The sequence below is a fragment of the Sphaerospermopsis reniformis genome, assembly GCF_005402885.1.
Classification (GTDB): domain Bacteria; phylum Cyanobacteriota; class Cyanobacteriia; order Cyanobacteriales; family Nostocaceae; genus Sphaerospermopsis; species Sphaerospermopsis kisseleviana.
On the sequence record NZ_BJCE01000186.1, the window covers coordinates 1 to 11035 of the forward strand.

The window sequence follows — 11035 nt, forward strand, 5'->3', positions numbered from 1 at the left end:
AAAAAGTGTGCATTTTTTGGGATTTCAAGAGATGGCAAAGAAATTTTCAAATCTCCTCCTGACTCCTGACTCCTGACTCCTGACTCCTATGCCCTCACGGAAAGACTTTCTCAGCAACCCCTAATTAGTTATCAATTTCCAAATTCAGTATATAGCGTCCTAGTTGTACCTTTTCTGACCACAATTCATAGTCAAGTCGCAGATGTTCTGGTAATTTTTGTCCGGTAAGATCTAAGCTATTAGTAAAGTTACGTAAACAAATAGGCTTGTGTGGTTGCAAAGATTCATTAGGCAACCAATAACGACTAATGCCATAAACGCCCTGTTCCCAGAAATGTCGGTAACTTACTTGAGTGTTACCTTGCATAGTCATAATGATTCGGTAGGGTGAAATTTCCAACCACAAAATTCTGGGACTTGTGGGGATTTCAACATTTTTTTTAGTTTGAGGAACAGGATTTTCTCGACTGCTTAAATTTCCTACTTCACAACTGATTAAAGGTGGTGCAGTCAATAGTAAGTGAAATCTGTCAGTATCTTTTTGATATAATGTTCCAGAAGTTTCCACTACAGACCAAACTGGTAAGTCAGTGGAAATAATTGATAAACAAATAGGTTTGCGGTGATGAGTGAGCATGGGAACGATAAGTGATAGAAGCAGTTGAATAAAATCAAACCAACACTAGGTGTTTTAAAAAGTTAGTTTAAACAACTAAATAGTAAAACCTGATTCATATTAACCGAATCTACTAATTTGTTAATCTACACAAATCAAGATGCAAACGGCTAGGATTGAAAGCTAAAACCCGAAAACAATGTTTTTTCTGGCTAGAATCAGTCTGTGGATCAAGGTTGTGAATATTTTTATCAAGATTGAAAAAAATGCTAGTCTAAACTAGGGCTGATTGGATTGGGTTGCGGACAATAAAAAGCGGTAGGATACTAGGAAGGAATTAACCAGTGGCTGCATTAGATGTCACTGCAAAATTTCCGGTCTATTCAAAAGCTAGTGTATCCTAATGTTGGCTGCTATTATAACATTACAAACTCAAGAAAACGCTTCTCAAAACTTAATTATTCAGCGTCCTCCCTCTGGACTGTCTCTACAAGGTCGTATCAGTATTCCTGGGGATAAATCTATTTCCCATCGGGCTTTGATGTTAGGTGCGATCGCTGAAGGGGAAACGGAAATTCAAGGACTGCTTTTAGGTGAAGATCCCCGCAGCACTGCTCACTGTTTCCAGGCGCTGGGTGCGGAAATTTCGGAATTAAATACCCAGTTAGTGCGGGTTAAAGGTATTGGTTTAGGTAATTTCCAAGAACCAATGGATGTGTTAAATGCGGGTAACTCTGGTACAACTATCCGGTTAATGTTGGGTTTGTTAGCTTCCCATCCAGGGCGGTTTTTTACGGTGACAGGTGATGACTCTTTGCGATCGCGTCCTATGTCCCGTGTTGTTAAACCTTTACAACAAATGTCCGCTGAAATTTGGGGTCGTAACAGTAATACTTTAGCACCTTTAGCAGTTCAAGGACAAGCACTCAAACCGATTCATTATCATTCACCCATTGCTTCAGCGCAAGTCAAGTCTTGTATTTTACTTGCAGGTTTAAACACAGAAGGGAAAACAACAGTCACCGAACCCGCTTTATCAAGGGATCACAGTGAACGGATGTTAAAAGCTTTTGGGGCAGAATTAAGTATAGACCCGGAAACTAACAGCGTTACCGTGACGGGAAATGCGAAATTATACGGGCAAAAAGTGATTGTTCCTGGTGATATTAGTTCTGCGGCTTTTTGGCTAGTTGCGGGTTCTATTGTTCCCGGTTCTGAGTTGGTGGTGGAAAATGTCGGTGTTAACCCCACCCGCACGGGAATTTTAGAAGCTTTGGCTATGATGGGTGCAGATATCCAGCTAGAAAATCAGCGGGAAGTTGCAGGAGAACCGGTTGCAGATGTGCGGGTGCGTTCTAGTCAGTTAAAAAGCTGTACCATTGCTGGGGAGATTATACCGAGATTAATTGACGAAATTCCCATTTTAGCGGTAGCTGCGACGTTTGCCCAAGGGACAACTATTATTAGAGATGCGGCAGAGTTGCGAGTTAAAGAGAGCGATCGCATTACCGTAATGGCGCAACAACTCAATAAAATGGGTGCAAAAGTGACAGAATTACCCGATGGGATGGAAATTACTGGTGGTACTGCTTTGGTGGGTGCGGAAGTAGACAGCCATACAGATCATCGCATAGGTATGAGTTTAGCGATCGCTGCTTTAAATGCTAGTGGAACTACTACTATTCACCGTGCTGAAGCTGCGGCTATTTCTTATCCTAATTTTACCAGCACTTTAAAGGAAGTTTGTCGGTAAAGGTGACAGGGGATTTTCAATTTTCCCCTGTTTTTTATATATCTCACGCAAAGACGCAAAGGAGCAAAGAGGAAGATTGAGGTTTTTGATTACTCGTCTGTAAAATAGTCTGAATCTATTTTTTTAATCTCGTAAATAGAGACAGTTGATACACCGACATGATTATCAATCATTAATTGAGCTAATTCTTGTCCATCTATTAAAACAATCTTACTATCTATTATAGATACATATTCTCTAGCATCTTGAGAAAATTTAGAAGTGGTGATAAAAACACCTTTTCTCGCTCTTTGTCCATGTAAAGCACCGACAAATTTTTGAATTTCCGGTCTACCAACAACTGTATTATCCCATCTTTTAGCTTGAATGTAAACAATATCTAAACCTAATTTATCTTCTTTAATTATTCCATCAATTCCCCCATCACCAGCTTTACCAATTGCTCTCCCTGCATCACGTCTTGAACCACCATAACCCATTTTTACCAGTAAATCAACTACCAATCTTTCAAAAAAATCAGGTGAACAACTTTTGACACGGTTCAATAATTCTAACTCTAATTCTTTTCTAATTTTTTGATAACCAAACTCTATGGATTCTTGGGGTGTAGTTTCCAAAATTTCTGAATCTTCCATAATTTCTGACACTGATTTATCATTATCTTTTTTAATAGTTTTAAATTCTATAAATTCGGGAAATTGATTAAGAAACTTGACATTAATTTCAGGGTTATTTTGCTTTAAAATTTCTTTTCCCCTGTTAGTAATTTGGAAAAATCCTCTTTTGGGAGACTCTAATAAACCCGCTTTTTTTAAATGAGTTCTCGCCCATCCTACCCTATTATCAAAAACCGCTTGTTGTCCACTAGATAATAATTCCTTTCGTTCCTCATCACTCAAATTAAAAACATCAGCTAAAAATGTAATAGCATCTCTTAAAGAATGTTCCTTTCCATCACCAGCATATTGGAGTAAAGGAAGCATAACAGATTGAAAATCAGGAATAGACATTGTTGTTTATAATAAATCTACTATAATTTTTATACCACACTCTTGCGCTCTTCTCTAGCGATCGCTGCTCTTAATGCTAGTGGTACTACGACTATTCACCGTGCAGAAGCGGCTGCTATTTCTTATCCTAATTTTACCAGCACTTTGGTAGAAGTTTGTCGGTAAAGGGAATAATATTAAAATCCCACTACAATAATCCTATAGGGGTTTAGCATTGCTAAACCCCTACCCATAGCTATGTGATCAGCAATAATGTTAATATAATAATGGATTTATTGCAGGAGCTACAAATCAATGACTCAAGTAATTGCTAAAAAATCCTTATATGAATCTGATTATTTACATTGGACTCAAGAGACTATAGCTAAATTAAAAGCTAGGGACTTTGAAAATGTGGATGTTGAGAATTTGATAGAGGAGATTGAGGATTTGGGGCGATCTTATCGGGATGAATTAGAAAGTCGTTTGGATGTATTATTATCGCATATTTTGAAACGATTATATGTTCCTTTAGTAAATGATTACAATGGTTGGGAAAGAACTATTAGAGAACAACGTAAACAAATTAAACGACGTTTAGCAAAGTCACCTAGTCTTAAAAATTATTTGCCTGAAATTTTTGACGAAATCTGGCAAGATGTACTCAAGGAAATCCGAGAAGATTATCCACAGTATGAGTTTCCTGATTTATGGCAGTTTGATTGTGATATTGACACATTATTAAATGACATTTTTTGGAGTTAAATATTTTGAAGTAGTTAGCGATACTTACGGTAAGCTACCACTAACCCATCTCTCCACCTCACCAAACAGCGATCCATCTCCTTCATCCCAAAAAATCGCACCTTCAATATCTCAATAGACATCTCCGAAAATTACATAAGCGTAACCTGAAACCCATTCGTAGGGACAATTCATGAATTGTCCCTACATCTTTTTCGGAGAGGTCTATTACACTCTTTCTCTCTTCTCTGCGTCTCTGCGCCTCTGCGTGAAATAAAATCTATAATATAGACAATAAAAATCTACAATTACAATATAACTTACAATCTTATGAATACCCCCCATCGTCCGCAAATTCTCAAACCTACTGAAACCTACACATTTCGTAAATACTTTGATTTAAGATTTGCACCTGCGGACATTTTACAAGAACTAGGATCAACCTTAATCAAAAGTAATATTAATTTCCCAACCACTAACAATCAAATTACTAGACTAAATGACTTAAAAGAAAGATTAGAAGAAGCAATTCAAAGAGTCAGTTTAACTAGCGAAGCTGCACGCAGAGAAGTATTAATTGCTCCTATTTTATTAGAAATTGCCCACATTACCCAAGCAACAATTAATATAGAATATCCCATAGAAATAAATCAATTTTTGCGAGGTGACTTAGATTATTACCTGCAAACTCAACATCAAATATTAGTGGTAGAAGCAAAACAAGCAGATTTAACAAGGGGTTTTACTCAACTTGCAGTAGAATTAATTGCAGTAAATGAATGGATATCAACAGATGAACCAATATTATATGGTGCAGTCACTACAGGGGATATATGGCAATTTGGCAGTTTTCAACGTGATACTAGAATCATAACTCAAGACTTAATGTTATATCGAGTTCCCACCGACTTAGAAATATTAATGAAAATTTTAGTAGGGATTTTAGCATAAGATCCCCGACTTCTTAATTTTATTAACAGAAGTCGGGGATCTTAAACTTTACTCTTTCACCTTCGGTTTCACAGTGGAAGCAACATGAAGTTCTTTCAACTGTTTACCATCCACACCAGCAGGTGCATCTGTTAACAAACAGCGTGCTTGTTGCGTCTTCGGAAAAGCAATTACATCACGAATTGATTCTTCTCCAGCTAACAACATTACCAAGCGATCTAAACCATAGGCAATACCACCGTGAGGAGGTGTACCATATTCAAAAGCTTCTAACAAAAAGCCGAATTTATTTTGTGCTTCCTCAGTAGATAAACCAATAGTTTCAAACACCTGAGATTGCACTTCTCTTTGATAAATTCGCAGACTGCCACCACCCACTTCAAAACCATTTAAAACCAAGTCGTAAGCTTGAGCGCGGGCGGTTTTCAAATCATGCAAATCATCGGGATAGGGTGCGGTAAATGGGTGATGTAATGCTTCTAATCTTTTCTCATCTGCATTCCATTCAAACATCGGGAAATCTGTAATCCACAGAAAGTTATTTTTCCCTTCAGGAATTAAATTAAATTCCCTAGCCACAAACTGACGCAACCGATCCAATGTTTTATTTACTGTTCCTGTATCAGCAGCAGCAAATAATAATAAATGACCGTCTTTTGCACCAGTTCTAGTTAAAATTTCCTGCTTTTGTTCCGGTGTCAAATTATCTTTAATCGCGCCAATGGTGTCAATTTCTCCATTTTCCCGCACGCGAATATAAGCTAAACCTTTAGCTCCTGCTTCTGCTGCTTCTTTGAAAATGTCTCCACCTGGTTTAATGCGAACATTTGAAATGGCATCATTACCGTTAGGAATAGGCAGAATTTTCACAATTCCACCTTTAGAAATGGCATCATTAAAGACTTTAAAACCGGAATCTTTTAAAACATCGGAAACATCAACTAATTCTAAACCGTAGCGGGTATCTGGTTTATCACTTCCGTATTTATTCATCGCATCTTTATAAGTTAGACGCGGAAAAGGACGGGGTAAGTCAATATTTTTGACGGTTTTGAAGATGTGACAAACTAATTTTTCGTTGAGTTCTATTATTTCCTCTTGGGACATGAAACTCATTTCCATGTCTAACTGGGTAAACTCCGGTTGTCTGTCTGCACGTAAGTCTTCATCACGGAAACATCTCGCAATTTGATAGTATCTATCCATCCCGGATACCATCAATATTTGCTTGAATAGTTGCGGTGACTGGGGTAAAGCGAACCATTCCCCTTCATTAACGCGACTGGGAAGAATATAATCACGCGCACCTTCGGGGGTGGAACGGGTAAGTACGGGTGTTTCTATTTCTATGAAACCTTCGTTATCTTCTAAATAACGACGCATTGCTTTCACGACTTGGTGACGTAACTGCATATTTTGCGCCATGCGATCGCGTCGTAAATCTAAATAACGATATTTTAACCGCAAGTCTTCCCTCACATTTTCTGTATCTGCGGTGGAAACCTGAAAAGGTAGCTGTTTACGCACAGCGTTGAGGATGTGAATTTTATCAGCGTAAATTTCTATTTCACCAGTAGGAATACGAGGATTTAAAGATTCTGCGGGGCGTTGGGTAACTCTTCCAGTAATTTCTACAACGTATTCATTACGTATGGTGTTAGCCAGTTCGTAGGAGTCTGGGGTGCGTTGAGGATCGCTGACAATTTGCACAATACCAGAGCGATCGCGTAAATCCAAGAATATCACACCCCCATGATCGCGGCGACGGTCCACCCAACCGTATAATGTTACAGTTTCTCCAATATGCTCTTGTCGGAGTTCGCCGCAATAGTGAGTTCGCATAGTAATTTAGTTCTTTTTTCCGGGCTGTTAGTAAATGTTAAGGCTTTCCTATTATCTAGCATTAACAGTCATTGTATTCATTTCTGGTTAAGAAAAAACGGCAAAAATGCTAAACTGGTTAGTTGAGGTCAGGATTAAGAAAGACCGTAATTATCGTAGCACTGGCAATCAAACCGAAAGCCAGATTAACCAGTGACTGCGTAGCTTGCCTGTATACCTCAAATTTCTCATTTGATTTTGCCACATCAACTTTCAATTCTTCGAGTGAATTTAAGATTTTTTCTTGCAACTCTTCTTGTGACATTTTATTGATCTCCTTAGTTAAGGATTTTGATATGGGTTTAATAGACAGGAGTTCAGGAGTCAGGAGTCAGGAGATAAAAATTTTCCCCAGTCCCCAGTCCCCAGTCCCCAGTCACACCATCACCGCTTCCCGCACATCTACAGGTTCACCACTTAAACTAAAAGCGCGAACTTCAGTAATTTTCACCTTGACTATTTTTCCCTTGAGTTCATTGATATCTCCTGTAAAGAAAGTCAGGCGGTTTCCTCCGGTTCTTCCCATCACCTGAGTTGGATCTTTGCTGTTTTGATCCTCAACTAGAACTTCCTCAACTCTGCCAAAGTAACGTTGCGATCGCTCGGCTGCTTTAATCGCCACTAAATGATTTAATCTTTGTAGGCGATCGCTCTTAACCTCCTCGCTTAACTGATTATCCCACAGCGCCGCAGGTGTACCCGGACGGGGTGAATATGCAGCAGTATTCAACTGATCAAAACCAATATCAGCCACCAATTTCAAAGTATTCTCAAACTGTTCTTCAGTCTCCCCAGGAAAACCGACGATAGCATCCGCACTAATAGAAGCATCTGGCATATACTTGCGTATTGTATCAATAATCCGTCGGTATTTATCCTGGGTATAACCTCGTGACATTGCTTTCAACACTTCATTATCCCCAGACTGAAAAGGAATGTGAAAATGCTCGCAAACCTTGGGCAATTCCGCACAGGCTTTAATTAACCTTTCCGTAAAATACCGGGGATGACTAGTAGCAAATCTAATTCTTTCAATTCCTGGAACATCATGGACATAATAAAGTAAATCTGTCAAAGTGTGCAAATGACGACCTTCGGGAGTTGAACCGGGTAAATCCCGTCCATAAGCGTCAATATTTTGACCTAAAAGGGTAATTTCTTTGTAACCTTGTTTTCCTAAAGTTTCAATTTCCGCACGGATAGCTTCTGGTGTGCGAGACTGTTCCACACCCCGCACATTAGGAACTACACAATAAGTACAACGCTCATTACAACCATAAATCACATTTACCCAAGCTGTTACCTTACTATCTCGCCTTGGTTGGGTAATATCCTCTAAAATATGTACTTCTTCCGTAGCGACAACCTGATTACCCTCAAAAACCGACTCTAGCAAATCTTTGAGACGGTTAGCGTGTTGTGGTCCCATTACTAAATCTAACTCAGGAACACGACGCAGTAAAGATTCACCTTCCTGTTGTGCCACACAACCAGCAACCACCAAAGTTAAATCAGGTTCTTTATGCTTACGCTTTGCCTGTCTACCTAAATAAGAATAAACCTTTTGTTCCGCATTATCTCTAATCGTGCAAGTATTATAAAGAATCACATTAGCATTATTAGGATCTTCTGACCATTCAAAGCCCATATCTTCCAGAATGCCAGCCATGCGCTCTGAATCGGCCTTATTCATTTGGCAGCCGAAAGTAGTAATGTGATAACGACGGGAAGAAGTGGTCATGGGAAATTACGCTTAATTAATATCATGTATTTTTAGTCTATTCACCATTTTATCAAAAGCCGTAGCCTTTGTAGGTTTTCAATAATTGACAATTACCTATCCCTTGAAGGGAGAGGATGGAAAAAGCGGATTTTTGATTTTTCCCCTTGAAAGGGGAGGTTTTAAACCGTATGGCTAACGCCACGCTACGCTATCGGCTGACGCTCACGGCGGAAGCCTTGAATGGAACAATTGTCAATTTTCAATTGATAAAACTCTGCGTTATTTATTTCTGCGTTTTCTGCGTCATTTCTGGACTTTAGTCATCCAAAGCATTGTATCATACTTGTTATGATACTTGTCAATAAATGACTTTATCTGTATTTTCAAGTTGTGAAATAAATCATGAGTGATTCTACAAAATTAAAAACTATTCTCTTAGATTCCGTAATTGCAGATGTACTACCACACATCGCTCAAATCAACTTACCCAACTGGTGGTTAGCAGGAGGGGCAGTACGCAATACCGTATGGTCCAACCTATTTGGTGAAAAATGTCAATTATTCATCAAAGATTTTGATATTGCTTTTTTTGATTTACAGGGAACACGAGAACAGGAACAACAAGTAAAATCAATTCTCACTACACAATTTCCTCAGTATGAATTTGATATTAAAAATCAAGCTAGTTTTGGTAGATGGCGGACAGGTAGAACTATATATTACAGTACAGAAGATGGAATTAAAGATTGGTTACACACTGCAACTGCTGTAGGTGTATCTATGAATGACTTAGGTGAATGGCGATTTTTCACACCTTACGGTTTAGATGATTTATTTGATGGCATTATTCGACCCACACCAACACATATTAATGATATAAATGCTGAAAATAAAGCATCAGGATTTATGGAAAAGTGTCCTTGGCTGCGTTTATTCGTATAGTGAGAATATCCTGTTTAAAGATTCAAATCAATCAAAAATAACGCCGAATATCATATATTTTATCCTTTAGTCAATCATTCTTGGAGTATATTTATACTATTTCTCTAGATAGATGAGGTATGGGAGAAATAAGTTATATCTTCAATCAAGAGGTATTGATAGGATTTCCGTGAAAGGAAACTACGTTGTTGTTAAGGCTTTTCCTTGCACAATTGCAGCTTACCTATTGTTCAATTTCTCTGCTCCATCCCCCTCTCCTTGCAAGAGGCATTAATGACTTCAAATTACCCCTTTATAGCTTCTAATTTGTGTAGAAACTATGCAGGGGTATTTTTAATTTCTCATGACTAACTCTGAATTAATTTTTGAAAGGTTTGATTTTTATTAATATCATCAAAATCTATATCTGTAGCTGCATCTTCCTTGTAGCTGGGTTTAAGCTCAATTGCTTTTTGCAAATTCTCTAATGCTAATTCAACTTCTCTTTGTAGTGCATAACAAGCAGCTTTATTATAGTAAGCACTTGCATAGTCTGGTCTAATTTCTAGTGCTTTATCGAAATTAGTAATTGCTTCGTCATCTTTGCCTAATCTTACCAAGGTGTAACCACGTTTATCCCAAATTTTCGGGGAGTTGGGTTGAAATTTTAACGCTTGATCAAAAGAAGCGATCGCATCTTCATAACGTTCTAATTCTACCAAAGACAAACCACGATTTAACCAAGCCACACTATCATCTGGTTTGATCTGAGTAGCTTTATCAAAACAATTGAATGCTTCTTTGTGTTTACCTAAATTACCACAAGCTACACCAATATCACACCAAGCTTGATGATATTCAGGGTTAATTTTAATAGCTTTATTATAGGACAAAATCGCATCTTTATAGCGTTTTAATCTATTGAGAATTAAACCGCGCTTTAGCCAATTTTCTGCATTATCAGGTTGAATATTAACGACTTGTTCATAAATTGCTAAAGCATCTTCATAACGTTTTTCTGAAAACAACGTTTCCGCTTCTTTGATATAGTCATCCGCAGAAACTTCTATTTGTGTGGGTTCTGGTATTGTTTCTGGTATTGTTTCGGGTATTGTTTCGGGTGCGGTTTCTTGTACTTGTATATTTAGTTGTGTATTTTCAGGTTCAGCTATAAATTGAGGTTGAATAGTTGCTAAATCTTGTAAAATAGACTCTTTCCGAGTTTGAGCGTCTAACTGTAATTCTGCAAGTTGTTTAACAAACTCAGCTTCTAATTTTTCTAACTGTTCTAACTTCTCTAAAATGCTCAACTTCTGTTGTTCAAAATTACTTTGAATATCAGCAAACTGAGAAATAAACTCATCACCTGATTTTTCTAAATTCTCAACTATTTGCTGTTGACGCACTTCCGCTACATTTGGTAAAATCCTAATCTGCTCAATAGATTCAGATTCTAA

The 11035-nt window shown here is 38.0% G+C and carries 11 protein-coding genes; 5 read left to right on the forward strand and 6 right to left on the reverse strand.

What is annotated here, in order from left to right:
* Positions 1 to 124 precede the first annotated feature (124 nt).
* A complete protein-coding gene (locus FFR48_RS20465) occupies positions 125 to 637 on the reverse strand; it encodes a hypothetical protein (RefSeq protein WP_096571533.1) in 513 nt (170 codons plus the stop codon).
* Between the two features lie 382 nt (positions 638 to 1019).
* Between FFR48_RS20465 and aroA the strand changes: the two genes are divergently transcribed.
* Positions 1020 to 2369 (forward strand): 3-phosphoshikimate 1-carboxyvinyltransferase, encoded by a 1350-nt coding sequence (gene aroA, locus FFR48_RS20470; protein WP_137668647.1) that lies wholly within the window; start codon positions 1020 to 1022, stop codon positions 2367 to 2369.
* A gap of 89 nt (positions 2370 to 2458) precedes the next feature.
* On the opposite strand, the gene FFR48_RS20475 is transcribed toward aroA, so the two are convergent.
* Positions 2459 to 3352 carry a restriction endonuclease gene (locus FFR48_RS20475; protein WP_236104129.1) on the reverse strand — a complete coding sequence of 298 codons (894 nt, stop codon included), beginning with the start codon at positions 3350 to 3352 and terminating at the stop codon, positions 2459 to 2461.
* A 69-nt stretch (positions 3353 to 3421) separates the two neighbouring features.
* Between FFR48_RS20475 and FFR48_RS30205 the strand changes: the two genes are divergently transcribed.
* The 3 genes from FFR48_RS30205 (at position 3422) to FFR48_RS20485 (ending at position 5053) form a co-directional block, all read left to right on the forward strand.
* On the forward strand, positions 3422 to 3544 hold the full coding sequence (locus FFR48_RS30205) for a hypothetical protein (RefSeq protein WP_255427180.1): 123 nt from the start codon (positions 3422 to 3424) through the stop codon (positions 3542 to 3544).
* 129 nt (positions 3545 to 3673) lie between these two features.
* Positions 3674 to 4123, forward strand: coding sequence for a DUF29 domain-containing protein (locus FFR48_RS20480; protein ID WP_096571529.1), 450 nt, complete (start codon positions 3674 to 3676; stop codon positions 4121 to 4123).
* A gap of 309 nt (positions 4124 to 4432) precedes the next feature.
* Positions 4433 to 5053, forward strand: a complete 621-nt coding sequence (locus tag FFR48_RS20485) for a hypothetical protein (RefSeq protein ID WP_137668649.1) — start codon at positions 4433 to 4435, stop codon at positions 5051 to 5053.
* A gap of 48 nt (positions 5054 to 5101) precedes the next feature.
* Here the strand turns inward: FFR48_RS20485 and aspS are convergent, their stop codons facing one another.
* The 3 genes from aspS to miaB form a co-directional block, all read right to left on the reverse strand.
* The gene (gene aspS / locus FFR48_RS20490) at positions 5102 to 6895 is read right to left on the reverse strand and encodes an aspartate--tRNA ligase (RefSeq protein ID WP_137668650.1); all 1794 of its coding nucleotides are present in this window, start codon (positions 6893 to 6895) and stop codon (positions 5102 to 5104) included.
* Positions 6896 to 7013: 118 nt separating this feature from the next.
* Positions 7014 to 7262: a ssr2422 family thylakoid membrane protein gene (locus FFR48_RS20495; protein ID WP_503827314.1), complete on the reverse strand. Its 249-nt coding sequence runs from the start codon at positions 7260 to 7262 to the stop codon at positions 7014 to 7016.
* Positions 7263 to 7310: 48 nt separating this feature from the next.
* Entirely contained in the window at positions 7311 to 8675 is a 1365-nt protein-coding gene (miaB, locus tag FFR48_RS20500; RefSeq protein ID WP_137668652.1) for a tRNA (N6-isopentenyl adenosine(37)-C2)-methylthiotransferase MiaB, read from the reverse strand.
* A 384-nt stretch (positions 8676 to 9059) separates the two neighbouring features.
* Between miaB and FFR48_RS20505 the strand changes: the two genes are divergently transcribed.
* On the forward strand, positions 9060 to 9599 hold the full coding sequence (locus FFR48_RS20505; protein ID WP_096571519.1) for a nucleotidyltransferase family protein: 540 nt from the start codon (positions 9060 to 9062) through the stop codon (positions 9597 to 9599).
* 347 nt (positions 9600 to 9946) lie between these two features.
* Here the strand turns inward: FFR48_RS20505 and FFR48_RS20510 are convergent.
* On the reverse strand, positions 9947 to 11035 hold a 1089-nt coding region (locus tag FFR48_RS20510), incomplete at its 5' end, for a tetratricopeptide repeat protein (RefSeq protein ID WP_137668653.1).